Source organism: Thermobifida halotolerans, assembly GCF_003574835.2.
GTDB classification, from domain to species: domain Bacteria; phylum Actinomycetota; class Actinomycetes; order Streptosporangiales; family Streptosporangiaceae; genus Thermobifida; species Thermobifida halotolerans.
In genome coordinates this window covers 1162381-1188898 of the sequence record NZ_CP063196.1, presented here as the reverse complement: position 1 = coordinate 1188898, position 26518 = coordinate 1162381, and the positions used below count along the sequence as shown (strand labels likewise).

23 protein-coding genes and 2 pseudogenes are annotated in these 26518 nt (G+C 72.4%); 15 read left to right on the top strand and 10 right to left on the bottom strand.

Features of this window, described 5'->3' with window-relative positions; genetic code table 11:
- Positions 1 to 27: 27 nt before the first annotated feature.
- The 6 genes from NI17_RS05245 (at position 28) to NI17_RS05220 (ending at position 7735) form a co-directional block, all read left to right on the top strand.
- Positions 28 to 1698: a nitroreductase family protein gene (locus NI17_RS05245; protein WP_068691986.1), complete on the top strand. Its 1671-nt coding sequence runs from the start codon at positions 28 to 30 to the stop codon at positions 1696 to 1698.
- Positions 1695 to 4469, top strand: a complete 2775-nt coding sequence (locus NI17_RS05240; RefSeq protein WP_279395514.1) for a lantibiotic dehydratase — start codon at positions 1695 to 1697, stop codon at positions 4467 to 4469. Before NI17_RS05245 ends, NI17_RS05240 begins: the two co-directional genes overlap by 4 nt.
- Positions 4459 to 5484, top strand: a complete 1026-nt coding sequence (locus tag NI17_RS05235; protein ID WP_084012656.1) for a thiopeptide-type bacteriocin biosynthesis protein — start codon at positions 4459 to 4461, stop codon at positions 5482 to 5484. Before NI17_RS05240 ends, NI17_RS05235 begins: the two co-directional genes overlap by 11 nt.
- Positions 5481 to 6716 carry a M50 family metallopeptidase gene (locus NI17_RS05230; protein ID WP_243597623.1) on the top strand — a complete coding sequence of 412 codons (1236 nt, stop codon included), beginning with the start codon at positions 5481 to 5483 and terminating at the stop codon, positions 6714 to 6716. Before NI17_RS05235 ends, NI17_RS05230 begins: the two co-directional genes overlap by 4 nt.
- 7 nt (positions 6717 to 6723) lie before the next feature.
- Positions 6724 to 6996: a hypothetical protein gene (locus NI17_RS05225; protein WP_068691977.1), complete on the top strand. Its 273-nt coding sequence runs from the start codon at positions 6724 to 6726 to the stop codon at positions 6994 to 6996.
- Positions 6997 to 7141: 145 nt separating this feature from the next.
- Entirely contained in the window at positions 7142 to 7735 is a 594-nt protein-coding gene (locus tag NI17_RS05220; RefSeq protein WP_068691975.1) for a hypothetical protein, read from the top strand.
- Between the two features lie 28 nt (positions 7736 to 7763).
- On the opposite strand, the gene NI17_RS05215 is transcribed toward NI17_RS05220, so the two are convergent.
- On the bottom strand, positions 7764 to 8336 hold the full coding sequence (locus NI17_RS05215; RefSeq protein WP_068691973.1) for a TetR/AcrR family transcriptional regulator: 573 nt from the start codon (positions 8334 to 8336) through the stop codon (positions 7764 to 7766).
- 104 nt (positions 8337 to 8440) lie between these two features.
- Between NI17_RS05215 and NI17_RS05210 the strand changes: the two genes are divergently transcribed.
- The gene (locus NI17_RS05210) at positions 8441 to 8863 is read left to right on the top strand and encodes a tautomerase family protein (RefSeq protein ID WP_068691972.1); all 423 of its coding nucleotides are present in this window, start codon (positions 8441 to 8443) and stop codon (positions 8861 to 8863) included.
- Positions 8864 to 9138: 275 nt separating this feature from the next.
- Here the strand turns inward: NI17_RS05210 and NI17_RS05205 are convergent, their stop codons facing one another.
- The 3 genes from NI17_RS05205 to NI17_RS05195 all read right to left on the bottom strand — a co-directional run bounded on the left by NI17_RS05205 (position 9139) and on the right by NI17_RS05195 (position 11546).
- A complete protein-coding gene (locus NI17_RS05205; protein ID WP_068691971.1) occupies positions 9139 to 9702 on the bottom strand; it encodes a DinB family protein in 564 nt (187 codons plus the stop codon).
- A 108-nt stretch (positions 9703 to 9810) separates the two neighbouring features.
- Entirely contained in the window at positions 9811 to 10563 is a 753-nt protein-coding gene (locus NI17_RS05200; protein WP_119267550.1) for an ABC transporter permease, read from the bottom strand.
- Entirely contained in the window at positions 10560 to 11546 is a 987-nt protein-coding gene (locus NI17_RS05195; protein ID WP_068691970.1) for an ABC transporter ATP-binding protein, read from the bottom strand. Before NI17_RS05195 ends, NI17_RS05200 begins: the two co-directional genes overlap by 4 nt.
- 74 nt (positions 11547 to 11620) lie before the next feature.
- Between NI17_RS05195 and NI17_RS05190 the strand changes: the two genes are divergently transcribed.
- Together NI17_RS05190 and NI17_RS05185 are read left to right on the top strand one after the other, a co-directional pair.
- Positions 11621 to 12610 carry a helix-turn-helix transcriptional regulator gene (locus NI17_RS05190; protein ID WP_199860070.1) on the top strand — a complete coding sequence of 330 codons (990 nt, stop codon included), beginning with the start codon at positions 11621 to 11623 and terminating at the stop codon, positions 12608 to 12610.
- A 336-nt stretch (positions 12611 to 12946) separates the two neighbouring features.
- Positions 12947 to 13705: pseudogene (locus NI17_RS05185) on the top strand (DEAD/DEAH box helicase); the annotation flags it as partial.
- Here the strand turns inward: NI17_RS05185 and NI17_RS05180 are convergent.
- Positions 13630 to 13881 carry a hypothetical protein gene (locus NI17_RS05180; protein WP_243597622.1) on the bottom strand — a complete coding sequence of 84 codons (252 nt, stop codon included), beginning with the start codon at positions 13879 to 13881 and terminating at the stop codon, positions 13630 to 13632. The pseudogene NI17_RS05185 and the gene NI17_RS05180 overlap by 76 nt on opposite strands.
- A gap of 134 nt (positions 13882 to 14015) precedes the next feature.
- On the opposite strand from NI17_RS05180, the pseudogene NI17_RS05175 reads away from it, so the two are divergent.
- Positions 14016 to 15968 (top strand): annotated as a pseudogene (locus tag NI17_RS05175) (UvrD-helicase domain-containing protein); the annotation flags it as partial.
- Positions 15969 to 16050: 82 nt separating this feature from the next.
- Here the strand turns inward: NI17_RS05175 and NI17_RS05170 are convergent.
- The 4 genes from NI17_RS05170 to NI17_RS05155 all read right to left on the bottom strand — a co-directional run bounded on the left by NI17_RS05170 (position 16051) and on the right by NI17_RS05155 (position 20329).
- Positions 16051 to 17748 (bottom strand): outer membrane protein assembly factor BamB family protein, encoded by a 1698-nt coding sequence (locus NI17_RS05170; RefSeq protein ID WP_243597621.1) that lies wholly within the window; start codon positions 17746 to 17748, stop codon positions 16051 to 16053.
- Positions 17749 to 18144: 396 nt separating this feature from the next.
- Entirely contained in the window at positions 18145 to 18858 is a 714-nt protein-coding gene (locus tag NI17_RS05165; protein ID WP_084012654.1) for an HNH endonuclease, read from the bottom strand.
- 365 nt (positions 18859 to 19223) lie between these two features.
- A complete protein-coding gene (locus NI17_RS05160; RefSeq protein WP_068691962.1) occupies positions 19224 to 19835 on the bottom strand; it encodes a hypothetical protein in 612 nt (203 codons plus the stop codon).
- 41 nt (positions 19836 to 19876) lie between these two features.
- Entirely contained in the window at positions 19877 to 20329 is a 453-nt protein-coding gene (locus NI17_RS05155; RefSeq protein ID WP_068691960.1) for an HNH endonuclease signature motif containing protein, read from the bottom strand.
- Positions 20330 to 20939: 610 nt separating this feature from the next.
- Here NI17_RS05155 and NI17_RS05150 point away from each other — a divergent pair.
- From NI17_RS05150 to NI17_RS05135, 4 genes are all read left to right on the top strand, one after another.
- Positions 20940 to 21803 carry an ATP-binding protein gene (locus NI17_RS05150; protein ID WP_068691958.1) on the top strand — a complete coding sequence of 288 codons (864 nt, stop codon included), beginning with the start codon at positions 20940 to 20942 and terminating at the stop codon, positions 21801 to 21803.
- 3 nt (positions 21804 to 21806) lie between these two features.
- Positions 21807 to 22043: a helix-turn-helix domain-containing protein gene (locus NI17_RS05145; RefSeq protein ID WP_068691956.1), complete on the top strand. Its 237-nt coding sequence runs from the start codon at positions 21807 to 21809 to the stop codon at positions 22041 to 22043.
- Positions 22040 to 23023, top strand: a complete 984-nt coding sequence (locus NI17_RS05140; RefSeq protein WP_068691954.1) for a serine hydrolase domain-containing protein — start codon at positions 22040 to 22042, stop codon at positions 23021 to 23023. The genes NI17_RS05145 and NI17_RS05140 overlap by 4 nt, the downstream gene beginning before the upstream one ends.
- 261 nt (positions 23024 to 23284) lie before the next feature.
- Positions 23285 to 24274 carry a potassium channel family protein gene (locus NI17_RS05135; protein ID WP_068691952.1) on the top strand — a complete coding sequence of 330 codons (990 nt, stop codon included), beginning with the start codon at positions 23285 to 23287 and terminating at the stop codon, positions 24272 to 24274.
- A gap of 50 nt (positions 24275 to 24324) precedes the next feature.
- Here NI17_RS05135 and NI17_RS05130 read toward each other — a convergent pair whose 3' ends face one another.
- Entirely contained in the window at positions 24325 to 24750 is a 426-nt protein-coding gene (locus NI17_RS05130) for a hypothetical protein (RefSeq protein WP_068691950.1), read from the bottom strand.
- A gap of 617 nt (positions 24751 to 25367) precedes the next feature.
- Between NI17_RS05130 and NI17_RS05125 the strand changes: the two genes are divergently transcribed.
- A complete protein-coding gene (locus NI17_RS05125; protein ID WP_068691948.1) occupies positions 25368 to 26312 on the top strand; it encodes a CPBP family intramembrane glutamic endopeptidase in 945 nt (314 codons plus the stop codon).
- Positions 26313 to 26518 lie beyond the last annotated feature (206 nt).

Below are 26518 nucleotides of genomic sequence, written 5' to 3'. Positions count from 1 at the left end.
CAGACGTCCCTCACCGAGGAGTTGAGTTTGAGCACACCCGCCAGCACCCACGACGGTCCCGGCCGGATCCCGGACGACGGGGCCGTGGCGCTCGACTACGCCCGCCGGGCGTTCGAACGCCAGCGCGTCCCCCTGCCTCCCCCGGGTTTCCGGGTCGACTGGGACGACCAGCCCTTCCGCCACACCTTCTACCGGGACGCCCCCAAGCTGCCGTTGCCCGCCCCCTTCTCCGCCCCCGTCCCCGGCGGCGTGCTCGCCTCCGTGGAACGGGCGCGCGCCGCGCGGAACCCCGCCGCGACGCCGACGCCGGAGGAGCTGGCCGCCGCCCTGGCCTGCTACGCGGTCACCGGTCGCCGCGCCTCCCCGGACTGGAACGACGACAGCACGCGGCGGCTGCACGTCGGCCAGGCCGTGTGGTCGCGGCCCACCGCGTCGGGCGGCGGCATGTACCCGGTGGAGAGCTACCTGGTCGCCGGTCCCGACACGGTGCTGCCGTGCGGCGTCTACCACCACGACACCGCCCACCACGCGCTCGACCGGCTGTCGGTCCAGGACCGGACGGCGGCGCTGGAGGAGGCCAGCGGCGTGCGCGCGCCCCTGTACCTGGTGGCGACACTGCGCTTCTGGAAGAACTCCTTCAAGTACCACTCGTTCGCCTACCACGTGGTCACCCAGGACACCGGCGCCCTGCTGGGGTCGTGGCGGACGGTGCTCGCCGCCTTCGGGCACACGCCGCGGCCCGTCCTGTGGTTCGACGAGGCCCCGGTGAGCGCCGCGGTGGGCGTTGACGGCCGCACCGAGGCCCCGTTCCTGGTGCTTCCCCTCGGAGAGCGGACCGGCGGCCCCTCCCCCCGCCTGCTGCCCGGACCCGCCGCCCCGCTGCCGCGGGTGTGGGAGCGGTCCAGACGGGTGCGCTCCTTCGAACTGGTCGAGCAGGTGCACCTGGCCGCCCTGGTCGGCGACGCGCCCCGGCCCGCTCCGGAGGCGGGGGCCGACTGCGTCGCCGGGCCGCCGACCGGCGACGGCCCCTCCGTGCCGCTGCCCCCGGCCGAGGACGCCGCGGACGGCGGCGGCCTGGAGCGGGCGCTGCGGACCCGCCGCTCGGGTTTCGGCGTGCTGTCGGCGCGCCCCGCGCTGCACCCGGCCGAGCTGGGCCGGATCCTGCGGGCCGCCGAGCGGATCGGCCGCTGCCCCACCGACGTGGCCCCCGGGCCGGACCGGCGGCCGTGGGTGCGGCTGCGGCTGCTCGCCAACGCCGTGGACGGGCTGGAACGGCGCGCCTACTGCTACGACGGCGACTCCCACCGGCTGCTGCCCGGCCCCGCCGTGGACTTCTCCGACCTGCAGCGCCACTACGCGCTCACCAACTACGACCTGCGCCAGTGCGCCGCCGTGGTCGCCGTGTGCGGCCGCCTGGAGCCCCTGGTGGGCGCCTACGGCGCGCGCGGCTACCGGATGCTGGGCATCGAGGTGGGCCAGGCCGCCCAGAGCGCCTACCTCGCCGCCGCAGAAGCCGACCTGGGCATCGGCGCGGTCCTCGGCCTCGACAACCCCGCCCTCGACGCGATGCTGGGGATCTCCGGAACCGACGAGCGCAGCATGCTCTTTCTGCTGCTGGGCCGCAGGCGCGCCCCCCGCACCGGCTACGACCACGACCTGTACCGTCCGCGCCCGACCTCGGAAGGGGCACAGCGATGACCGACCTGCTCCACCCGCCCGAGACGCCTCCCGGCGCGCTCGCCCGCTGGCGGCTGGGCGAGGGCTTCCTGATCCGTGCGGCGGGACGGCCCGCCGACACGGTGGCGGCGCTGCGCTCCCCCCTGGCCTGCGCGTGGGCGGCGGAGGTCATGGCGGCGGAGGAGCACCGCGACCGACAGGGCGAGCGGCTGCGCGGGGCGCTGGAGGAGGCGATCGCCCGGGCCCCCGGCGACCACCGGGTCGCGCTGATCAACCTGCGCCGGGACGTGTTCAACGCGCGGCGGCCCCGCCCGGCGACGCTGGGCCGCGCCGAACCGGGCCTGGACGCCGCGGTCCGTGAGCTGCTGGACGCCTGGCTGGCGGCCCTCGACACGCTGGAGTCGGCCCTCGACCGCGGCCCCCGGGCGCTGGCCGAGGACACCGCCCGGGCCCGCGAGCACGCCCGCGCGGAGCTGGCCGACGACGAGCTGCGCAGCGCCGTCCTGCTGCAGTCGCAGGTCCTGGAGCGCACCATGGACCGCTACCTGGACCCCGACCGCAGGTTCGACAAGTCCGCGCGCCACCTGGAGCGCACACTGCTGGAGCTGCTGTACCGGGCGTCGCTGAAGACCAGCCCGTTCAGCACCCTGACCTCCGTGGGCCTGGGCCGCTTCCGCGACGGCGCCCCCGGCGCGCTGCCGCGCCCGGCGGACCTGCGCAAGCGCGCCACCGTCCGGCTCAACGTCGCCGTCCTCGCCCGTCTGGCCGCGGTCGTCCAGGCCGACCCGCGGCTGCGGTCGGACTTCCGCGTGACCCTGGCCCCGGGCGCCGACACCGACGGGGAGCGGATGCGCTACGTGCGCCGCCGCACCACGGCCGGCGCCGACCCCGACGCGGTCGTGGCGCTCGACACCGTCCACGAGGACCTGTTCTTCCTGCCCGGCGGTCCGGTGCTGCGCGACGTGGCCGGGCTGACGCGCGACGTCTCCCCCACGCTGCGCGAACTCAGCACCGCTCTGGCCGCCGCCCACGGCGAGCCCGACACGGCCGGAACCGACCGGCTGCTGGGCCACCTGCTGCGGCTGGGTTTTCTGATCGTGCCCGACCTGCAGGTGGACCTGCGCTCCGACGATCCCGCCGCGTCCTTCGCCGCCGCGCTGGCCGCCCAGGAACCGGAGCCGCTGCGCGAGGCCGCCCGGGCCCTGGAGCGGGCGCGCGAGCAGGTGGCGGCCTACTCCCGCACCCCCGCCCGCGAGCGCGCGCGGGTGCTGGCGCGCGTCCGCGCACACGTGGCGGAGTGCTTCGCGGCGGTGGACGCCGACCCGGCGCTGACGCCGCGCACCCTCCTCTACGAGGACACCGTCTTCCGGGGAGCCGACGCCGACCGCGCCGCCTTCGAACGCGCCCTGCTGGGCGACCTGGCCTCCCTGGCCGACCTGCTCGCGGCGTTCGACCTGAACCTGCCGCGGCGGCTGACCGCCAAGGGGTTCTTCGTCGCCCGCTACGGCCGGGGCGGCCGCTGCGACGACGTGACCCGGTTCTGCCACGAGTTCCAGCGCGACTTCTTCGACCCCTACCTGCAGCGGTCGATGCGCCGCCGCGCCTTCGACGAGGGCAACAACCACGTGCCCCAGGAGAACTGGTTCAGGTCGGCGGAGATCGCGGCGCTGGACCGGGCCCGCCAGGCCATCGGCACCCACGTGGGCGAACTGCTGGCCAGGGCGCGGCCCGGCACCGAGGAGATCCGGCTGGGCGACGACTTCACCGACCTGGTGCGTGCCCTGCTGCCGCCGTCGACGAGCACCGCGCAGCCCTGGTCGTTCCTGGTGCAGGTGAGCGCCGGGGCCGACGGGGAGCCCGGGCGGGCCGTGGTCAACCAGGCCTACGCCGGGCTGACGCTGATGTTCTCCCGGTTCGCCCACAGCCTCGCCGACCAGGGCGCGCCCGACCTGGTGCGGCGCGTCCTGCGCGGCTACGCCCCCGACGGGGCGGTGCTGGCCGAGCTGCACGGCGGCTACGAGACGACCAACCTGAACATCCACCCTGCGGTCACCGACTACGAGATCGTCTGCCCCGGCGACCACAGCGACCGCCCCGCCGACGAGCAGATCCCGCTCAGCGACCTCTTCCTGGTCCACGATGCCGACGCCGACCGGGTGCGGCTCGTCTCGCGTCGGCTGGGCCGCGAGGTCGTCCCCGTCTACCTGGGCTATCTCATGCCGATGGCGCTGCCGGAGGTCCAGCAGGCGCTGCTGTGCTTCTCCCCCAGCGGCATGGCGCGGCCGGACCTGTGGGCCGGGACCGGGATCCCCGTGCCCGAACGCGGGGTGACCGCCTACCCGCGCCTGGTCCTGGGCGACCTGGTGCTGCAGCGCCGGATGTGGAAGATGCACGCCGCGGACTTCCCCCGGCGCGATCCCGGACGCGGCGACGCCGACTTCTTCCTGCGGGTGCGCCGCTGGCGGCGCGACCTGGGCCTGCCCGAGCGGGTCTTCGCCCAGATCGACAACGCCGCGGCGGGCGGGGGCGCCGCCGAGTCGGAGGAGCCGGTCCAGGAGGAGGGCGGCACCCGGCGTTCGGCGGGCCGCAAGCCGCTGCCGGTGGACTTCGCCAGCTGGCACTCGATCCAACTGCTGGAGCAGATGGTGCTGGCCGCCTCCTCCCGGATCGTGCTCACCGAGGCGTTCCCCGACACCGACGGGCTGTGGCTGCGCGACGAGCACGACCGTCCCCACGTCAGCGAACTGCTGATCGAGCTCTATGACACCGGAAGGGACCGCCATGTCCGATGAGTGGGTGGCATTCCACGTCTTCTACGCCAGCGACGCCAACCCGATCGTGGTCGAGGCCGTCCGCCCCCTGGTCGCCGAACTGCGCGCCGAGGGCAGGATCAGCGGCTGGTTCTTCATCAAGTACTGGCTGGAGGGACCGCACCTGCGGGTCCGGTTCAAGCCGCGCGAGGCGTCGCTGCGCGAGGAGGTCGCCGAGCGCGCCCGGCGCGCCCTGGAGGACTTCCTGCGCAGGCGCCCCGCCCTGTACGACACCGACTCCGAGGGCCTGGACGAGCTGTACCGGCAGATGTTCGTCGCCGAGTACGGCGAGGAGCGGTGGCAGGCCGAGTACGGGGCGGCCGGGGCCATCCCGCTTCGTCCCAACAACACCGTCGAGCAGCGGCCCTACGAGCAGGAGCTGGGGCGTTACGGCGGTCCGGTGGGCATGGACATCGCCGAGTGGCACTTCGAGCACTCCAGCGACGTGGTGGCCGAGCTGCTGGCGTTCTCCAACACCCACGTGCGGCCGGTGCTGCTGGGCCTGGCGACCCAGTTGTCGCTGATGAGCGCCTACTCCTTCCTGCGCGACGACGCGGCGGTGCTGCGGTTCTTCCGGCGCTACCGCGCCTTCTGGGAGTCCTCCTACGAGCGGCCCTCCGACGAGCACCTGGCGTCCTTCGACAAGAGCTTCGCGCGCACCCGCGACTCGCTGCTGGCCCGCGTCGACCGCATCCGCGCCGTCACCGCGCCGGGCGGTGAGGCGACGCGCTCCCGGATCGAGCGGCGGTGGCTGGACCACTGCGCCGAGCTGCACCAGAAGGTGACCGGGGCCGCGGCCCGCGGGGAGCTGGAGTTCAGCCGGCGCGGCTCGGCCGCCGCGCCCGTCGACGCGCCCGAGGACCTGGCCGCCGTGCTGCTCAGCTCCTACATCCACATGACCAACAACCGGCTGGGCGCGGCCATCCTGGACGAGGTGTACCTGTCCTACCTGGTCGAGCGGGCGCTCGCCGAACGCGTCCCGGCGGAGGCGGCGTGACCGCCGCCGAGGCCGCGGTCGAGGACGGGTGGCTCGACCGGACCCGTCCCCGGCTGCGTCCGAGCGTGCGGGTGGGCCCGCCCCTGTGGGAGGGGCCGCGGCGGATCCACGTCGTCGGCGACCGCGACACCGGGGCGTTCCTGCGGGTGGGCGAACGCGAGGCGTTCCTGGTCGCGCGGCTGGACGGAAGCGCGCCGCTGTCCGCGATCGGCGCCGAGTACGCGGCCCGCTTCGGCCGCCGCCTGGCCGCCGAGCACTGGCGCTCCCTGCTGGGGATGCTGGAGGCGCGCGGCCTGCTGGAGGGGGCCGCGCCCGAACTGCTGGACCGGGTGCGGGCCTCGGCCGAGGCGGCCCGCCGCGCGGAGGGCAGGTCGCCGCTGCGGTGGCGGCTGCCGCTGCGCGGCGCGGCCGAGGCGGTGCCCGCCGTGGCGCGGGCGGTCGGCTGGCTGTTCGCGCTTCCCGTGGCGGCCCCGCTCACCCTGCTCGGGACGCTGGCCTGCGGCTACGCGCTGCTGTCGTGGCGGGAGCTGTACGCGGCGTTCACGGGCGCGCCCGCCCCGTGGAGTGTCGCCGTGGTGTCGCTGCTGGTCGTGTGGGCGATGATGGGCGCGCACGAGTACGGGCACGGGGTGGCCTGCCACCGCTACGGGGGGCGGCCCGGCGAGATCGGGCTGATGTGGCGGCTGCCCCTGGTGGCGCTGTACTGCAAGACCGACGACCAGGTGCTGTTTCCGAAGACGTGGCAGCGGGTGGCGACCTCCTTCGCGGGGGTCTACGTCAACCTCGTGGCGCTGCTGCCCGTGGCGGCGCTGTGGCTGTGGGGGCCGCAGTCGGGCTGGTGGCACGGGCTGGCCGGGGCGGTGCTGTTCTTCGGCACGGTCGCCACGCTGGTCAACCTGGTGCCCGTGCTGGGGCTGGACGGCTACCACATGCTGGCCCACGCACTGTCCACGCTGCACCTGCAGCGGCACACGCTGCGGTTCGTCGGGCACCTGCTGCGGGGCCGCGCGGGCGACTACCCGGTGCGGGCCCGGATCGTCCACTCCGGCTACGCCCTGCTGGCCACGGCGGTCCTGGGCCCGGCGGCCGTGGGCGTCATCGCCGTCTGGTACCTGACCCTCGCCGAACTGTGGGGGCCGCTGTGGGCCGTGCTGGCACTGACCGCCGAGGGCGTGCTGCTGGCTCTCCTCATCCGCTGGTTCCTGCGGCGCGGCCGCGGAAAGGAGTCGTGAGAAAGACGTGGAGACGCTCCTCACCGTGCTCTCCGTGTTCCTGATGATGTTCGGCGTGTGGATCGTCACCGCCGTCGGTCAGGCGATCCACCGGTCCCACCAGCGCGCCCTGCTGCGCGAACGGGAGAAGACCGAACGGCTGCGCCTGCGACTGGAGGCGCAGGAGCGCGCCCAGGAGCGCGCCGACCGCATCTACCTGGACGCGGTGGAGCGCCACACCGGCCCGCTGCCGGACCCGGACGAGGCCCCGCAGGCGGCGCCGGAACGCCGCGAGGAGTGACTCGGGAGCGCGGGGCCGCGGGCCACCGGGGCCGGACGCCCCGCCCCGGTGGCCCACACCGGCCATCCCCTGGAAACGGCCGGGGCCGCTCCGATAGCTTCGGGACCCGCCCCCCAGAGCACCTCGGCAGCCTCCTGGAGCACGTGTGAGCACCGACCCTCCCGCCACCGGATTCGCCTCGCGTCCGGGCGACGTCGTGATCGCCGGACTCGTCGGCCTGGTCCTGTGCTGCGGCGCCTTCCTCCTGGGCGGCCTGACGGGCTACGTCTTCTTCACCGCCCGGTTCCCCGTCTGCGCCGGTCCCTACGGGGACCTCACCCCCTGGTACGAGGACCTGTGCAGAGGCACGACGTTTGTCGGCACCGTCCTGTCCAGCGGTTCCGTGCCCGCCCTGGCCGTCGGCGGCTGCTACGCCGTCCTGCTGTGGCGCGCACGCGGCGAGCCCCAGGCGACGGCGGCGGCGCGCACGGCGTCCGGCCTGCTCGCCCTGGCCGTGGGGCTGGTGCTGTTCGCCTCCGCCACCTTCCTGGGCAGTGAACTGGCCCTCCGGTGGGAGTGGGGACTCGGCTCCTCCCACCGGAGGGAATTGGCGTGGGTCTCCGTCGATGACCTCCCGGCTCCCTCCCAGCCCGGACAGGCCCTCCTCATGCCGGGACTGCTGCCCGGCCTGGTCTTCGCCCTGACGGCCACCGCCGCCTACGCGCTGGTCCTGTACCTGGCGCGCCGCGTCCGCACCTGACGCCTCCCGCGGCCGCGCGTCGCGGCGGTCAGCGGGCGAGCAGCGCCTCCAGGCGCGCGGCCACCGCGTCGAGGGGGGCGGTGTCGCGTCGGGCCCGGCACAGGGCGACGGCGCCCTCGACCGCGGCGACGACCAGGGTCGCCGACTGCGCGGCCTCGGCGGCGTCGGTTCCGTGCGCGCGCAGGGCTCGGGCGAGCACGTCCTCCCAGACGGCGAACGCCTCCGCGGCCGCGGCGAGCGCCTGCGGGGTCCCGTCGGCGGGGGGCTCCTCGACGGCCACGGCGAGGACCGGGCAGCCCGCGCGGTAGTCGCTGTCGACCAGGGTCCGCCGCCACCAGGCCAGGAACGCGCGCAGTCCGGCGACCGGTCCGGCCCGCAACTCCTTCTCCAGTACCGCGGTCACCGCGTCGGCCGCGAACCGCACCGCCTCGGCGGCCAACTGCTGCTTGCCGCCGGGGAAGTAGTGGTAGGTGGAGCCGAGCGGCGTCCCGGCGTGCGCGGCGAGTTCCCGCACCGAGGTGGCGGCCAGGCCGCGGCGGCGGATCATGTCGGCCGCGCCCGCGACGATGCGCTGGCGGGACCCCTGGCTCTCCTCGGCCATCTGTCCACTCCCTCTGACTATAACGACTGTCATAGGCTACCGTGGTCCCACGGTATAACGACTGTCATAATCTGGTGACGGTCCCGCCCGTGAGGAGCACGCCCATGCCGATCATCCAGCTCACCGCCCCCGCCGGAAGCCTCACCCCGCAGGGCCGCGCGGACGTGCAGCAGGAACTCGCCCGGACCCTGCTGCGCTGGGAGGGCGCCCCCGACACGCCCTTCTTCCGCGCGCAGTCGTGGAGCTACCTGCACGAACTCCCCGAGGGCGCCCAGACCACCGCCGAGGACGGCGAGCCGCGCTTCCGGGTCGACGTCACCGTGCCGGAGGGGGCGCTGTCGCAGCGCCGCCGGGAGGGCCTGGTCGCCGACGTGGCCTCGGTCGTGCTCAAGGCCGCCGGACTGGAGGCATCCGAGGCGCTTCGGGTGTGGGTGCTGGTCCACGAGCAGCCCGACGGCACCTGGGGCGCGGGCGGATCGGTCGTCCGCTACGCGGACCTGGCCGAACTGGCGCGGTCCCAGCGGTGACCGGAGCACAGGCCGTCGCGTGCCCGGCACCGGCGCCCCGAACGCGGTGGTCCCGCCGCTGACCCGCCCGCGACCGTCCCCGAGCGGCGCCGGGCCTTCCACGCCTACGGACCCCGGCCCGCGGAGAACCCCTCGCAGACTCCGCCCAGCCCCGCCCGGCACCACGGCGATGCCCGCGACGTCGCCTTCGACGAGCGCAAAACCCCGCGGCCCGCGCGGGCGCCGCGGCCCCGCTTCGCGGCGGGGCCGCGGCGCCCTGCGTCGGCAGCGGCAGGTCACCCCATGCTCTTGGCGCCGTCCAGGGACTCGCGGATGATGTCGGCGTGGCCGGCGTGCTGGGCGGTCTCGGCGATGATGTGCACCAGCACCCGGCGGGCGGACCACCGCGCGCCGGGCTCGAACCACGGGGCCCTCGGCAGCGGGCGGGCCGCGTCCAGGTCGGGCAGGGCGGCGACCGTCTCGTCGGTGCGGCGGGCCGTCTCGGCGTAGTCGGCCAGCACACCGGCCAGTGTCTCGCCGGGCAGCAACCGGAACTCGTCGGCCCTCCGGGCCCGGTCGGCCTCGGTCATGGCGGTGAAGTCGCCCATCGCCGACGGACCGTCCAGGATGAAGTCCACCCAGGTCCGCTCAATCGCGGTGACGTGCTTGACCAGCCCGCCCAGGCACAGTTCGCTGGTGGTGGTCCGCAGCCCGGCCTGCTCGTCGGTGAGCCCCCGGGTGGTGAACCGAAGGAAGTGCCGCTGCGTGGCCAGTGCCTCCAGCAGGTCGGCGCGCTCGTCCGCGGCGGTCAGCGCGTCGGCCGGTTCGCTGGCGGCCGCGTTCCCGTTCTTCTCGCTCATCATTGTCACCTTTCACTGCTCTGGCTGGTCGAGGTCCCGACGGTCGCTCTCTGGTCTGAAACGAAGGCGGGGCCGCCCCTCCAGCGCGGCGGCACCGTTCCGGGTGAGTCAGTTCGCGCGGCGCATCGCGGTGATGCCCACCCACAGGCCCACCGCGGCCGTCGCCGCGGCCGCCAGCGCGCCCCAGGCGACGGCCGGGGTGATGAGGTCGCCGTTGAACAGGGCGCGCTGCGCGTCGACGACGTAGGTCAGCGGGTTGAGCCGGGACAGCGCCCGCAGCCAGCCGGGACCGTTCTCCACCGGCAGCAGCATCCCGGCGAGCAGCATCAGCGGGAACAGCAGGGTCTGCTGGACCGCCCAGAACAGCCACTCCGTGTTCTTCGCGGCCAGCGCCAGCGTGTAGGACAGCGCGCCCAACCCGATGCTGAACACGCCGAGGATCAGCAGCCCGCCGACCGTCCCCAGCGGATGCGGGCGGAAACCGAACGGCACGGTCGCGGCGACGATGAGCGCGGTCTGCGCGAGCACCGGCACGATCTCCTTCAGCGCCCGGCCCACGATCAGCGCGGAGCGGCGCAGCGGCGAGACCAGCATGCGCTCGTGCGCCCCGGTCTGCATCTCGAACAGCAGGTTCGATCCGGTGGTGGACGTGGCGAACAGGCACGACATGACGACGATGCCGGGGACGAACCACTGCAGCGCCGACTGCCCGCCCGTGGTCTGGGGCAGCAGCGGCGCGAACAGCGCCAGGAAGAACAGCGGCTGCACCATCGTGAAGATCACCGAGAACGGGTCGCGCAGCACCGGCCGCAGTTCCCGGACGAAGACGGTGGTGGTGTCGGTGAGGAACGTGGTGGTCATGCCACGGTCTCCTGTTCTGCGGTCGGGGCGGCCGCGGCGTCGCGGAGGCTGCGGCCGGTCAGGTTGAGGAAGACGTCGTCGAGGGTGGGGCGGGCGATCTCGACGCCGACGGGCTGGACCCCCTCCTCGTCGAGGACGCGCAGCAGTTTCGCGGCGCTCCGGGAGCCGCCGTCGGCTTCCAGGACGACGCACTCGCCAATGCGTTCGCCGCGCGCTCCTGCCGCGAGTCCCAGCAGGCGGGGCAGGGCCGCCGCCGCTTCCTCGGCGCGGTCGAAGGACAGGGTGATGCGGTCGCCCGCGTGCTCGGCCTTGAGTTGCTCGGGGGAGGCGTCGGCGATGACGCTGCCGTGGTCGATCACCACGACCCGTTCGGCCATCTGGTCGGCCTCGTCCAGGTAGTGGGTGGTCATGACGACCGTGGTGCCGTGCTCCTCGCGCAGCCTGCGGATGTGCTCCTGCAGGTTGGCGCGGTTCTGCGGGTCCAGTCCGGTGGACGGCTCGTCGAGGAACAGCAGTTCGGGGGCGTGCATCAGGCCCATCGCGATGTCGAGCCGCCGCCGCTGGCCGCCCGACAGGGAGGAGGTGACCTGGTCGGCCACGCCCTCCAAGTCGAGGGAGGAGACCAGTTCGTCGGCGCGGGCGCGCGCGGCGGCCCCACTCATCCCGTAGGCGCGGCCCTGGCTGAGGAGTTCGTCGCGGCCCCGCTGGGTGCGCCCGGCCCCGTTGCCCTGCCCGACGTAGCCGATGCGGGCGCGCACCTCGCGCGGCCGGGTGCGCACGTCGAACCCGGCGACGACCGCGCTGCCGGAGGTGGGGGCCAGCAGCGTGGTGAGCATGCGCAGCGTGGTGGACTTGCCCGCCCCGTTGGGGCCCAGCAGGGCCACCATCTCGCCCGCCTCGACGTGCAGGTCGACGCCGCGGACGGCCTCGACCGCGCGTCTGCGGGTGACGAAGTGCTTGGTCAGCGCGCTGGTGTGGATCATTGTCGCGTTCACGGGGTCCACGTTAGAAAGCACTCAGGTCATTTTCTGACCGCAATGTGCGGCATTCTGGAGTCATGGCGAACACGAGCACGCGGATGCTGCGGCTGCTGTCCCTGCTGCAGACCCACCGGTACTGGCCGGGTCGGGAGCTGGCCGAGCGGTTGGAGGTGAGTGAGCGGACCCTGCGCCGCGACGTGGACCGGCTGCGGGAGCTGGGCTATCCGGTCGACGCCAACCGGGGGGTGGCGGGCGGCTACCAGCTGCGGTCGGGCACGGCCATGCCGCCGCTGCTGCTCGACGACGAGGAGGCGGTGGCCATCGCGGTGGGGCTGCGCACGGCCGCCGGGGGCGCGGTGGAGGGCATCGAGGAGACGTCGGTGCGCGCGCTGGCGAAGGTCGTGCAGGTGATGCCGCCCCGGCTGCGCAACCGGGTGGAGGCGCTGCGGCAGTCCACCGCGCCCGCCGCGCTGGGCGCCGGCCCGACGGTCAACGCGGTCACGTTGACGGCGATCGCGCAGACCTGCCGGGACACCGAGCTGCTGCGGTTCGCCTACACCGCCCGCGACGGGGAGTGGACGCGGCGGCTGGTGGAACCGCACCGCCTGGTACCGCTGGGGCGCCGCTGGTACCTGGTGGCCTGGGACGTGGGCCGCGGCGACTGGCGCACCTTCCGGGTGGACCGGATCAGTGAGCCGAAGGCCACGGGTGCGCGCTTCACCCCCAGGGAGATTCCCGGCGGCGACGCGGCGGAGTTCGTGCGCAGCCGCCACCGCAGCGTGCCCAGGCGCCACCGGATGGTGGTGGACGTCCACGCGGACGCGGCCGAGGTGCGACAGACCGTGGCGTCGTGGGGACAGGTCGAGGATCTCGGCGACGGGGTGTGCCGCCTGACGATGCACGTCGACACCTTCGACTGGCCGACACTGGTGCTGGTGTCGCTGGGCGCGGAGTTCACCGTGGTCGGCCCGCCCGAGTTCCGCGACTACCTGCGCGAGCGCGCGGGGCTGTTCCTGCGTGCCACCGCAGCGGACGGCCCCGACGGGAGCGCGGAGGACGGTTCCTGACCGGTGCCGCAGGGCCAGAGGCGGAGAGGCTCCCGGTGGCGGACGGGCATCGCCCGTGCCGCTCTCCCGCTCCGGTGGCGCAGGGGTACGGAGGCGCGCAACCACCTCGAGGGCACAGGAAGGCGGGGACACCTGTCCCCCACCGCACCACCTGGCCGTCCGGCCGGACCACGGAGTGCTCTCGAACGCTTCCGCGCGCAATGACAGCCCCGCCGGGACCCCCATTTCCCCTTTGTGTGGAAATTTCGTTAACTTTGTCAACTCCTTCCCGTGTGCAACGCCGTAGGGTTGGACCGCGAGGACGCAGCGAGCAGGAATCCGGAGCGACACCACCCCATGCAGCCGACGTTGGCCGCCGCCGAGGTACGGCGCAACCTCACCCAGTACCTGTCCACCACGTTTGCGCTGGCCGACAAACCGGTACGCGACGCGCTGACCGCCTTCCTCAACGACCCCGACCACGGCATCTTCCGCGGCCTCTACCTGCGGGTGCGCACCCCGTTCCGGCGCGCCGAGGACTCCTGGCGCGACCACCTGGAGTGGGCGCCGGAGGGGTTCCGCCCCTACCGGCACCAGGCCGCGGCGTTCCGGCGCCTGTCGACGCTGCGCGGCACGGCCGAGCCCACGCTGATCACCACCGGAACCGGTTCCGGCAAGACCGAGTCGTTCCTCCTGCCGGTGCTCGACCACTGCCGCCGCGAACGCGCCCTCGGCCACGACGGCGTCAAGGCGGTCCTGCTGTACCCGATGAACGCCCTGGCCACCGACCAGGCGCAGCGGATCAACTCCTACCTGAGGCATTCCGCCCTGTCGCAGGTGAGCGCGGGCCTCTACATCGGCGACACCCCGGAGACGGGATACGCCCGGGTGGCCACCCGGCGCGGCGAGATCCGCCGGACCCGCCCCGACATCCTCATCACCAACTACAAGATGCTCGACCTGCTGCTGCAGCGCGAGCACGACACGGCGCTGTGGGAGGGCAGCCGCCTGGCCTACGTGGTGGTCGACGAGTTCCACACCTACGGCGGCGCGCAGGGCACCGACGTGGCGATGCTGCTGCGCCGCCTGGCCTCGGTCACCGGCCACAGCGAACCGGGACGCCCCCTGGGCGGCATCTGTCCGGTGGCCACCAGCGCCACCCTGGGCGAGGACGCCTCCAACACCGCGGGCGAGGCGATCCGCGAGGTGGCCGCCACGGTGTTCGGCGTGGAGTTCGACGCCGACGCGGTCGTCGGCGAGGACCGGTTGGACCCGGCCGAGTTCATGGACACCCTCGACTACTCGCTGCCCCTGCCCGACCCGCTCCGGGTGGCCGCCGTCGCCGACCCGCACGGCGACCGCGACGCCGCCATGGACGAGATCACCGCACTGTTCACCGACCGCCGCGGCCTGTCGCCCGCGGAACTCGGCGCGGGTCACCGACGACTACCGGGCGCTGCTGGTGCACGCCGGAAACCACGACTACATCCTCGTGGCGGTACGGCCCCGCCAGGACGTCTACGACCGCCTCGACCGGTTTTGCCCCCGGATCAACCAGGTCACCGGCGCCATCGAGTTCGTGGAGGTCATCGACTCCGTCACCGCCGAGGACGCCCCCGCCTCCCCCGCGCCGCCGCCTTCTCCCGCCCCCCTGCTGGCCGCCTGCACCGCCGAGCAGCTGCGGGAGTTGGGCGTGGCCGAACCGCTCATCCCGTTGGCGCTGCACGTCAGCACCGAGGAGGAGCTGTACGGCCTGGTGGAGTACGCGCCCGCGCTCACCGAGGAGGTGCTGCTCGCCCTCGCCGACGGCCGCACCCACGAGGAGGTCCTGGAGCAGGTCACCCGCCCGGTCGCCGCCCCCGAACCGGTGGACACCGCCGACTACGCGACCGCGCTGACCCGTCCCGCCACACGCGTCACCACCGAGGACGTCGATCTGCAGGAAGCCGTCGAGGACACCTTCAGCCGGTGGCGGGTGTTCCTGCACCCCTCGCAGCGCGCCCTCGTGCGGCGCCGCCACCGGGGTCCGGCGCGTGTCAGCGGCGGCCCCGGAACCGGCAAGACCATCGTGGCCCTGCACCGGGTCGCCCACCTGGTGGACCGGCTGCCGCCCGGCGACGACCGGCCCGTGCTGCTGACCACCTTCAACCGCAACCTCGCCGCCGACCTGCGCGAACGCTTGCTGGAGCTGGGCGGCCGACAGGTGGTGGACCGGGTGGACGTCACCAACGTCGACCAGCTCGCCTCCCAGATCGTCGCCGAGGCGACACCCGACGGCCAACGCCGACGCATCGGCGACGACCGGGCGGTGCGCGAGTGGCGGGACATGCTCGACGAACTGGGCGAGACCGCCTGGGACGCCGAGTTCCTGCACGCCGAGTGGAGCCAGGTCATCCTGGGGCAGGCCGTCACCACCCGCGCCGATTACTTCCGTGCCCGCCGCGCGGGCCGGGGCCGGCGCATCAGCCGCGCCCAGCGCGCGCAGATCTGGCAGTTGGCGGAGCGCTTCGCGATGCGGCTGGACGAGAAGGGCCTGTGGACGCACCGGCAGGTCGCCGAGACCGCCGCGCGCCTCCAGGCGGAGCGGGCCGAGCACGGCGAGTTCCGCTACCGGCACGTCGTCGTCGACGAGGCCCAGGACCTCGCCCCGGCGCACTGGCGGCTGCTGCGCGCCCTGGTGCCCGAGGGCACCGACGACATGTTCCTCGTCGGCGACACCCACCAGCGCATCTACGACAACTACGTGTCGCTGGGCGCGCTGGGCATCAACATCCGGGGCCGCTCCGCGCGGTTGACGCTCAGCTACCGCACCACCCGGCAGATCCTGCGGTCGGCGCTGGGCCTGCTGGGCGAGGAGTCCTGGGACGACCTGGACGACGCCACCGACACCCTGGCCGGGTACCGGTCGCTGCTGAGCGGCCCGGTCCCCGAGTTCCGTCCCGCCCCGACCTGGGAGGAGGAGCTGGACGCCCTGGTCGCCCAGGTGCGGGCCTGGCTGGAGGAGGCCGGGCAGGACAGCCGGGACGCGGCGGTCGCGGTGGCCGCGCCCACCCGCGACCTGGTCTCCCGGGTGGAGCAGCGGCTGGACGAGGAGGGGATCCGCGCCGCAGCCATCGGCCCGGACGGGCCGAAGGCGGACGACGCGGTGCACGTGGGCACCCTGCACCGGTTCAAGGGCCTGGAGTACCGGAGCGTGGCCGTGGTGGGCGTCGCCGCCGGCCTGGTGCCGCCGCCGCACGTGGAACGGCTCCGCGACGGCGATCCACTGCGCCACCGGCGCGAGGTGCAGCGGTCCCGTTCCCTGCTGTTCGTGGCGGCCACCCGGGCCCGCGACCACCTGGTGTTCTCCTGGCACGGGGACCCCAGCCCGTTCCTGCCGCGCGCCTAGCCCCGGTCCTGTCGTTCGTGACGCCGGTGGGCCGTCTCCCGCGGGAGACGGCCCACCGGCGTCGCCGTCGTGTTCAGCGCAGGGCGACGACGTTCGTCATCGCGGTGTCGGTGACGAGGACCACTCCTCGGACGGGGACGAGGCGGATGGCTTCGCTGTCCTCGGACAGTCGCACCCCGTCGAGCGGGATCTGGGAGGGCTCGGCGGCGGAGTTCCACGGCGCCACGTCGACCAGGTAGCGCCCGGGGGAGTCCGCTGCGGGCCGGACCGCCACGACCGCATTCATCAGTGTCACCCATTCATGGTTGTCGGGGTCGTCCGGTCCGTCGGGGGCGGGCATCCGGGCGACCATCTCGGGTTCTTTGCCGGGGAAGTACAGGAGGAACTCGTAGACGAGCGTGTCCGTCTCCGGGTCGTGGCGCAGGGCCGTGACCCCCTCGGGGGTGAAGTGGAGGCGGTCGTCGTATCCGGCGAGGTCGAAATGCTCCATGTGGCGCGTGCCGCTCACCAGGTCCAGCACCAGGTACTCGTGGCCGTCCGTGTGGTGCTTGACCGCGACCACCGGGCCGGACGCGGTGAAGGGCGGGGCTTCCAGACGGGTGTCGTCGTGGTGGTGGGCGAGTTCGGGGAAGGTACCGAAGGGCTCTTCGGCCTCCCACTCGTGGGTCCACTCCTCTTCTCCGGTGTCCGCGTCGTAGGAGGTCAGGCGGTTCGTGCCCCCCGACAGCTCGGCGAGCTCCTCCGGAGGGGTGCGGGGCAGTTCGGGGTGGCAGGGCTGGGCGACGACAATCCTGTCATCGTAGGTGCGGATCCAGGAACGGGTTTGCTGCTGCACCAGGCAGTGCGATGACAGGGGCCTGCTCCACAGATGGGCGTCGTCAGCCAGTGACCGCGCGGTGAGCTGCCAGCCCTCGTCGGTCTGCTCCAGCAGGATGCGGGCCTCGGCGGTGAGCAGCCCGATGTCGGCTTCCTGGGGTGTGGGGAGCACTGCGTGGCCGCGTGGCTTTCCGGTGATCGAGTTCAACGCCACCACCACACTGCCCTCCTCGGTCTCATGGGAAAGGACGGTGGTCTCCCAGTCGGGGGTGACGTTGACCGTCATCTCGGTGCCCGGCAGCAGGTAGTGCCAGGTCTGCTCGCCGGCGGCGGTGTCGAGCGCGATCACGCCGTGGCCAAGGTCGACCACCGCGCCCCCGGCCGTGGGCAGCAGGCGCACCGGACGGGCCTCCTCGGGCGGCTGCCAGGTCCAGGCCACCTCCCCGAGCGTGAACGGTGCCGATCCGGGGCTGTCGGCGTCGGCGGTGGTGTGGTCGACTCCGTCGAACAGCGGCGACAACGGCGCCAACGGCCGGGACAGGGCCTGCCCGCCTGTCCACGCGACAGCCGCCAGCAGCACCGTGACCAGTACTCCGGATACCAGCCCGCCGGACAGGACCGGGACCGTGGGCCGGTGGTTGTGTCCGGTCGCGGCCACCACCACCGCGCCGAGCACCACCGCGACCGATCCGGCCCAGCCCACGAGGTGGGGCAGTGTGTTGTCTGCGGGGCCGCCGAGCAGCCAGGCGGGCCGCTCCAGCCACGCCAGGAGTGTGGCCGAGACCGCCACCACCGTGCTCGCGGCCACCGGCCGCCGCACGGTGTGGCGCTGTTCGGGCGGGACCCGTTCCAGCAGTTGCAGCAGCAGCGCCCCACAACCCAGCCCGGCCAGCACCCAGAGGACGATCCGGAACGGGTGGTCGACCAACCCTTCCCCTGCCAGAGCAGTGGTCACGGTGGCCACCAGTCCGACCGCCACCAGTCCCACACCGGACCAGATCAGGAAAGACCGTCCACGGGACACAGCCCCGGAGGAATCGGCGGGCATCACGGTTCTCCCAACGTGTGGTGTGACGGGGCGGGACCTTTCCAGCCAGAAAGACCCGACGGGTTCACGGAAACTCTGTGCTGCTTGTTTGGACTGGTGAGAAACAAGAAGTGCAGGCAGAACAGGCGGTTGCCGCCGCGTTCCGCGCGAACGCTAGCGAAACCGGATACCGACCGTCAAACGACTGGCCACATATGGCAACAGCACCTCACGGCCGCGATGCCAGGACCCACGCCTCCATAACCTGTGGAAGAAAAGGTCCAGGGCCGCGGTCCCGGGGGCGCACCAGATCAGTTGCGGGGGTCAATCTCTTCCCTGCTGTATGGACGGTGAAAAGTCTTCTCTACCAATTCCCAGGTATTCGTAGACACAAGACTGCAGGGATGACAGGGGACGATCGACGTCGTCCTCGTAGTAGGTGTAAGCATCGATATGGCTGCTCGGCCAGATTCCTTCGATCGCTGCATCCGCCCACTGCTGCATCGCATCAATGACTTCCTCCGCCGCACGAGCCATATCTGTACTCCCGCTACGGGTAAAATCCTCCAGGAGGGCGCGCGCTTCCTCAGCCCTGTGACGGAATTCCTCCACGTATGTGGATCGTGTCTCTTCGATCGTGGACTGCGTCTCTTCTAGGTCGAGATAGGCGAGCGAAACCGAGTAGATTTCCCTCCACCAGATTTCGATCACCGTCTGGAACGCCCCGTGGGTTTCGAGGATCCGTACGCGCTCCGATCGTGTTTTCTCGTCCGCACCCGTCCGGGAGATCCGTTTGAGTTGGGCCTTGTACTCCAGCATCGAAAGCCGGTCTATCTCTCCTCGGTCGAAACGCGTATGGCAGTTCGGGCACAGGACGATCATGTTCTCGAAGGTGTGCTCGCGCACCTTCGCCCAGGGAACGATATGCGCCAACTCAACGGGAGTCGCACGGCAAGTGGGAATGGCACAGCGGTGACCCGCTTCAACAAAGAGCGCTCTTCTTAGTCCACGGGGTACTGCAGGACGGTTCTCTGGCACGGCCGTATACTACCCGAGTCCTGAGCCCAGGCACTCCTCGTTCGCCCTCCCGAGAGGATGACAGAAACTCAACAGAACTAAGGCCCAAGTCCTCAACTGCAACCTGGATCGCACGAGGAAAACGAAAATCCTATCCACTCCAATCCTTCAAGGGTTTACACAACCACCGAGGACCAGTGTCGCTCATGACAATCCAACACAAGCCCGCGAACCAAAAAACGGCGAGCATCGTAAATCCCGAGATTCCGGACAAAAGAAAATCATTCCTCCCCCAGGACCACGCCCACGAAGCACAGCTCGACTCCGAAAATCATGGAAGATTCCTGACCACCGCGCCCAACGGCCTCCGAGCGACAACCAAGGAGTCACATCCCCTGCTTAATCAGGAAGGTCCACAGCGACAGGATCACGATAACCGCGCCGATTCCGGAAGCGAATCCGTTCCAGAAGATCTTCCGCGAGAGTTCCTTGTCCATCCCTGCGCGCCCCTTCACAGTCTCCGCAACATTCAATGCCTGCGAGGCGGCCTCTAGCGCACCTGCTGCTTCGCGGAGCTGGTCGATGCTTCCAGCAGCGCTGGTGAAACGATCCACAGCCCACTCGACCTGTTGAACCTGCGAGGGGAGTCCACGGAAACCCGCATTGATCATCGAGGTGACCGCATCGTGCAGGTTGTTCATATCCGCCCTCGCAATTTCCAGTCTCTCGGTGGAACTGTCAATGGCCTTAACGTTGTCCAGCATGCTCTGGATGGCCTCTGCCACGGACACGAGTTGTGGAATGTAGTGGGGAAACTCTCGAAAGACATCAGCCGACCTGACCAGCAGGTGTTCGTAGTCCTGAATGCTCTGGATCCTCACCGCAGAATCATGGAGCAGCATCGTCTGGTCCTCCATTCTGGAGAGGACGCGGGCCGAGTACTCAAGCGAATCGATCTGGTCCTGGTTCAGATAAGGGCGGTTGAAGGATTCAGTCAAGAGCGATTTGACAGTCTCTGCTGTTTCCTCACTGATGCCCTTCAGTTCGTCGATCGCCCCAGGATCTCCAGCCGCGCAGTCTCAACCGATTTGACGATTATGCCCTCGAACTCTTTGTCTCCGTTGAGGGGTGGGACGTTTTTCAGTGCATCCCCGAGCCCGCCACCTTCGACCTCGGCCTTCCACCGGAGAAGTACCTCCGCCGGATACTGTTCAACCCAAAGGTCCGAGTCGACTTCGGTGTGGTGTGGCTTGCAGAGCAGGATCAGATTCTCGAACCTGTTGCGCAACTTCTCAGGATAGTTCTTGTCGTACCGCGCCTCCCCTTCCACGAGGGCCCGGATGTGCGCGATCTGGACATTGACGCGAGGGGTTCCGCTCTCGGCCATCTTCAACACCGGCTCCTTGCAGGGCGGCGCGTAGCACGTCCCACGGCTCAGCATGAAGAGCGCCCTCTCGGTACCCGACCCGTAGTACCTGCTCTGCTTGGCCACTTCTCCCCCAGATTTCGCCCATCCACCGGGTTCCGGGAGGGCACCCTAGACGAAGGGGGTGACAATCAGCGCGCTCAACCAGAATGACCAGGCAGTATTGGCTGCTCTCAGGGGCACTCGATGTATCCGGTCGAGAACAGCGGTCCCACCTTTCCTCACTCGTCTCAGAAGCGGACACTCCAACCTCAGGAGGAAAGAATTGGAATGAGTGAACAGAGCGTGGGTGCCCGGTGGGGCTGGCAGGCAGTTCACCTCCAGCACGGGAAAAGCAGTCGGTGTCTGTGGCGGACTCACGGACCGCTGCTTTCGGAGGTGTGCCCCCGGCGGCACGGTCGCGAACCCTGTCGGGCGGTCGCCGCGAGCGGGCGGCACCGGGCGCCGCGCGGGAGGTTCCCCGGGCCACGTCCGGGTCCAAACCGCTGAGCCGCCGCACCCCGGCCCGGGAGTGTTCCGGCCCGCCCCCCGGGGGGTGGGCACCGGGCGCCCGGCGGAAACACCCCTCCCCTGGCTCTTCGGAGGCGGCCCCGCCCCGCACACTCCGGTCGGTGCTGCCATGCGGCCCGCGGGGGCGGGGTCGCGTGGCCGCGGCGTTGGGCGGCAGGATGGCCGCGTGGAACAGTACGGCGGCGACCACCTGGACTTCCAGAACGGGGTTTTCCACGGTCCGGTCGTCGGAAAGCACGAGGAGCACCACCACTCTCCGGCGGTGCCGACCGCGCTGTTCGGGCTGCCGCCGCGGCCTCCCGGGTTCACCGGCCGCGACGCTGAGGTGGACGCGGTGCTGGCGGCGCTCGACCCCGGCGGCGGTTCCGGGGCCGGGGTGGTGCTCTCGGCCGGGATGGGCGGGGTCGGCAAGACCGCACTGGCGGTGGCGGCCGGGCACGCGGCACTGGCGCGCGGCCGGTTCGCCGGGGCGCTCTTCGTGGACCTGCTCGGCTACAGCACGCCCGTCCCACCGGAGACCGCGCTCGGCTCGATGCTGCGCGCACTCGGTGTCCCCGCGGAGCGACTGCCCGCCGAGACGCGCGACCTGGCGGTGCTGTACCGGTCGATGCTGCACCGGCGCGCCGCGGAGCACGGCGGGCCGATCCTGGTGGTCGCCGACAACGCGTCCTCCGTCGACCAGGTCGAACCGCTGCTGCCGGGCGACGACCGGGGCCGGCTGCTGATCACCTCCCGCGACGTGCTGCATCCGCTGCCCGCGCGCCGCCTGGAACTGTTCGTCCTCTCCCCCGCCTCGTCGGTGGCGTTGCTGGTGGCGCAACTGCGCGTCAACGACCCCGCCGATCCGCGTACCGGAGCCGATCCGGCGGCGCTCACCCGGGTGGCCGAGCTGTGCGCGGGGCTGCCGCTGGCGGTGAGGGGTGCCGCGTCCGCCCGCGGTCGCGGTTCCGCGCGCCGGAAGCGTCCGGGCGACCCCGGGCGGAAGTCGTCAACCCTCGTTGACCGCCGGTCGGTGGTCAACTACGGTTGACGCATGAACGCTGCACTGTTGACCGAACTCGCGGCATCGACAGCCGACCGCGACCCGCTGACGGGCCTGGAGGCCGTGGCGCGGCTGCGCGCCGAGACCGAGCGCGTCGAGGCGGTGCTGGTGCGCCGCGCCCGGGCAGGCGGCGCCACATGGCCGCAGATAGCCGCCGCCCTGGGTGTCTCCAAGCAGGCCGTCCACAAGAAACACGCCGGTCGGGGGCTGCTCGGAGGCCGCTCATGACCGTCGAGACCCACGGCGACGACCGACTCGCCGCCCGGCTGGAGGAACTGCTGGGTCCCCGCCATCCGGTCGTCGCGGCGGCCGTGGTCTCCCCGCGGGGCACGGCGGTGGCCGGTCGCGGCACCGGCCCCGACTCCGACTTCGAGATCGGCTCGATCTCCAAGGGCGTCACCGGACTGCTGTACGCCGACGCGCTCGCACGAGGCGAGATCGGCCCCGACACCACCCTGGGGGACCTGCTGCCGCTGGACGGGACCCCCGCTGCAGAGGTCACGCTGGCCTCGCTGAGCACGCACCGCTCCGGCCTGCCCTCCCTGCCGGCGTCCGCCCACCCGTGGCGGCGCACCCTCGCCCTGTGGCGGCACGGAACGAACCCCTACGGCGAGAACCTCGCCCAGCTTCTCGACCAGGCCCGAAAGGTCCGGTTGGGCAAACCTCGGCCCCGCTACTCCAACTTCGGGTTCGAACTGCTCGGCCACGCCCTCGCCCGCGCCGCCGCCACCACCTACGCCGAACTCCTCCACCGGCGCATCGCCGCCCCACTGGAGCTGGACCGCTGCTACGTCCCGGCGACGGCCGACCAACTGCGGCCCGGCGCGCTCACCGGCACCGGCAGGCGCGGACGGCCGAAGGAGCCCTGGACCGGCGAGGCGCTCGGACCGGCGGGCGGCATCCGGGCCTCCATCACCGGCATGGCCCGCCTCACCGCGGCGCTGCTGGAGGGCACCGCCCCGGGCATCGCCGCACTGGACCCGGTCACCTCCTTCGGCGCGGGCGCGCGCATCGGCGCCGCGTGGATCACGACTCCCGTGCGGGGCCGACCGGTCACCTGGCACAACGGCGGCACCGGCGGCTTCCGGTCCTGGCTCGGCATCGACCGCGCCGCCTCCACCGGCGTCGTCGTCCTCTCGGCCACCGCCCGATCGGTCGACCGCCACGGATTCGCGCTCCTGACCGAGTACGGCGCCACCGGCCGGTAACCCCTCACGCCCCTGTTGGCCAGAGGGCGGACCAGACGCGGCGGGTGCGGGGCACGGGCGGGGACTCGGGGCGGTTGGACCGCGCTTCGCGGGTAGTGGGCCCGCGACGGGGAACGGAGGTCTTCTCCCGAACCGGAACGGGAGTGGTCCGGAGGGTTCCGGAAGCCGGTGCGGAGCGCGACGGCGGGAACGCCGCACGGAACCGAGGCGGACGCCACCGGGCCCCGGTGTCCGGACACGCGTGGCGAAAGGCGGGAGTGGATGGCGGCCGTGGCGTTCGCGGCGGGAGTTGTGATCCTTCTTGTCCTCACCTGGGAGGTGTTCCAGACCGCGCTCGTCACCGCCGGCGGCGGCGGTCCGGTCACCGGCGCGGTGACGTCATGGCTGTGGCGGCTGCTGCGCCGCGCGGCGGGCGGCTCGCACCGCCTCCTCTCCCTACTGGGGCCGGCCGTGGCCTTCAGCGGACTGCTGCTGTGGGTCGGCGCGGCGTGGCTGGGCTGGTGGCTGGTGTTCCTTTCCGGCGCGTCGGTGGAGGCCTCCACGACCGGGCATCCCGCCGACGCGTGGGAGCGCTGCTACTTCGTGGGTTACACCCTGACCACCCTGGGCAACGGCGAGTTCCGCCCCACCGGCCCCGGCTGGCAGTTGGCGACCGTTCTGACCAGCGCGACCGGACTGACCCTGGCGACGCTGATCCTCAGCTACCTCGTCTCGCTGGTCAGCGCGGTCGTCCAGGAACGCTCTCTGGCCGTGCTCGTCCACGCACTGGGTGAGAGGCCGGAGCGGATCTGCGCCCGCGCGTGGAACGGCGACGACTTCACGGCGATCGTGCCGCAACTCAACTCGCTGAACTCCGCCATCGCCGCGCTCGCCCGGCGCCACACGGCCTACCCGGTCCTCAGCTACTTCCACAGCCGGCACCGGGCAGAAGCGTCGGCGCCCAACCTCGCGGTCCTCGACGAGGCCCTGACCCTCATGTGCCACGCGGTTCCCCCCGACAACCAACTGCGGGGATTCACGGTCACGCAGACCAGGGCGGCCATCGCCGAACTCGTCGCCACGGGGGTCCGCGGAGACGGCGACGGGCCGCCTCCCGTCCCGTCGCCGCGCGTCCTGGACTCCCAGGGCATCCCCACCGTCGACCCCGCCGAGTTCGAGAGGGTCTTCCGCGATCACGACCAGCGGCGTTCGGCCCTGGCGGCGCTCCTCCGCCACCAGGGGTGGGACTGGAAGAACGTGCACCCCGCCTGACCGCCGGCCGGGGCTTGTCCCATCCGGCGGCCGCGGAACCGGGCGCGCGTTCACGGGCGGACTCCGCGCAGGCGGCGCAGTCCCAGCGCGCAGAGTCCGCACAGCGCGCCCCACGCGGCGTTGACGGCGAAGAGCGGCAGCACCGCGAGCGGCGTCACCAGGGGTCCCCGCAACTGCCCGGTCAGCAGGGGTGAGAGGACGGCGCTCAGCACGAGGGAGGCCAGCGCGTATCCGAGACCGGTGACGACGAGCGTCGCCAGGGGGTGGCGCACCCGGCTGAGACCGACGGCGAGAATCCACACCAGCGAGACGGCCACGGTGAGGACAACGGGGGTCGCCGGTCTGCCGAGCGCGTCACTCAGACCGGTGATGGAGGACAGGGGGCGGACGAGCGCGACGGCGACCAGGGCGGCCACGAGCGGCCAGTTGAGCCGCCGCCACAGCGGAGCGGTCGATCGGTTCTCATCAGAGGCCATGGTCCCAGCATCGGGGAGGAACCCGCCTCACCGCATCGGCCCCGAGGCGGCATCCGGCGTACTCCGCGGGGCGCAGCCGCGGCTCCCGGACTGCTCCCGTGGTCGCGCGCCGGGCGTGTCAGTCGGTCGCCGCCCCAGCGCCGACCCGTGGCGGGCCACCTCGGATGCCGGGGTGGAATGCCCCGCCCGCCCGACTTCCCGGCACCGGTCATGGAACCTCACCCCCGGAGGAAGATCCCAGGCGGCCTAGCCCCCGGGGGGATGAAGGCCACACGCCCCCCGGGGTCAAGGCCACCCCAGCCTCGGACATCCCACCACAAAGAGGACCTTCTACGATCGAGGCATGCTGTTTGGGGAAAACCGCACGTCCACGGTGGCGCGGGCCGTGCCGACGGACGGCCGGCGACGCAGTCCGACCGCACCGTCTCCTTGTCCGCGCGCACCCGCGTCACCACGCCGTCCACGGAACCGCGCGTGACCCCGCCCCGCTCGACGTGCCGCACGGACCCGGCCGACCGGAGTCGGCCGTCGCGATCGAGCAGCCCGGCCGCGCTCGCACTCCCCTCCGCGGCGGGGGCAGCACCCCCATCCCCCGGAAGAACCACGAAAGAGCAAGGATGACCACCGACCGCAGACCTCTCGCCCTGCCCCTGACCGTGTTCCTGCTGATCGCCTTCGGACTGTCGTGGCTGCTCGCGACGCCCCTCTGGCTCGGTGACGGGCTGGACCACCCGCTCTTCATGCCCATCACCCTCGCCATGATGGCCACACCCGCGATCGCGGCACTGGTGGTCGTGTTCTTCGTGGAGCGCCCCGAGCACCGGGCGCGGGCGCTGGGCCTGTGGCCGCTGCGCCCGGCCGGGCGCCTGGTCGGCTACCTCGCACTCGGCCTGGTCGTCCCCGTCGTCCTGGTCCTCGCGGCCCTGCCCGTCGGCGCCGCGATCGGGGTGTATCCGGCGGATTTCACCCACTTCTCCGCGTTCCGGGAGCAGGTCGAGGCCCAGTTGGAGGCGGCGGGGGCCACAGGGCCGCAGATCCCGATCGGCGTGCTCGTCGCCGTGCAGTTCGTGAACGTGGTCATCGGCGCGTTCGTCAACCTCGTTCCCGCGCTCGGCGAGGAGCTGGGCTGGCGCGGCTGGCTGCTGCCGCGCCTGCAGCGGTTCGGGACCGCTGCCGCGCTGCTGGTCTCCGGCGTCATCTGGGGGCTGTGGCACGCGCCGCTGATCCTGCTCGGCTACAACTACCCCACCGCTCCGCCCTGGCTCGGCCTGCTCATGATGACGGGCTTCTGCGTTGTCCTCGGCGCCGTGTTCGGCTGGCTGCGGCTGCGCTCCGGCTCGGTCTGGCCGGCCGCGCTCGCGCACGGCTCGCTCAACGCCGCGGCCGGGTTCTCCCTCGTGTTCGCGCAGGCCGGGGAGACCATCGACACGACCCGGGCCACGATCCTCGGCTGGAGCGGCTGGATCGTCCCGCTCCTGCTGGTCGCCGTGCTGTTCGCGACCGGCCAGTTCCGGCCCGCGCCGGCGGAGCCGACGGGGGTCTCCGGACGGCCCGCCTCGTAGGACGGGGGGATCCGGAGCGCTCCCCGCACCGGCGCCCGGCAGGACCGCACCGAACAGCGGACCCACCCCCGGTCCCTCGCCGAAGTCGGCGACCTGCGGCGCCGGGGGATCACCGCCGGTCGCGGCCGGGCCGCGCTCCCAGGGGGTGAAGGCGACGGAGCCGGGGACGGCGAGGGCCAGTGCGCCCCGGGTCCGCAGCGGCCCCC